Origin of the sequence: Mycobacterium sp., from assembly GCF_008709575.1 — a bacterium.
In the GTDB taxonomy this organism is placed as follows: domain Bacteria; phylum Actinomycetota; class Actinomycetes; order Mycobacteriales; family Mycobacteriaceae; genus Mycobacterium.
The window spans coordinates 1-564 of sequence record NZ_VYIK01000511.1 but is presented as its reverse complement, the minus strand read 5'-3'; the positions used below and the strand labels follow the sequence as shown (position 1 = coordinate 564).

General features: G+C 63.1%; 1 protein-coding gene. It reads right to left on the bottom strand.

Going from position 1 to position 564, the window contains the following annotated elements; all coding sequences use genetic code 11:
• Positions 1-564 (bottom strand): PE-PPE domain-containing protein (locus tag F6Q13_RS19875; RefSeq protein WP_293060122.1); only part of this gene is annotated, 564 nt, incomplete at both ends.

The following is a 564-nucleotide window of genomic DNA, read 5'->3' as shown; positions in this document are numbered from 1 at the left end:
CCAGGTTGACCAGCACCTCCAGGTCGGGTTGCAACAGGTCGGCCAGCGGGTTGCCCACCACAGGCAGCGCGCGCAGCGGGTCCAGCAGCGGCAGATCCGCGGTGGGAATCATGTAGTAAGTGGTGGTGGTGTCGGGTGGGACGGTGGGCAGTTTGATCGCCTCACCACCCTCATCGACGGGTAAAAGCTGCTCGGCTGTCAGAGCCGTGGAATAGATGGGGTGCACGTACAAGATGCCCAGGATCGAGTTGAGGTCGCACAGCGCGTTGATCGGGTACTGGCAGACGTCGGCGAAGCCGTCGTATTCCTGCGTGTAGATGGTGGTCGGGTACAGATCCGACGGCGTCGCGCCGTTGAACGTGATCCCCAGGCTGGGCAGATACAGGCCGTCCGCGCGTTCGAACAAACCACCGTTGGGCAGGTTCGGGTCACCGGTCAACACGAAGGACACCTTGTCCGAGGGCACCCCCTCGTCGGCGAGCGCGGTCATGGTCATGCCCGCGATCGTCGAACTCTGGGACTGACCCTTCATGACCACGTCGAAGCCGTCTTTGACTTGCTGGG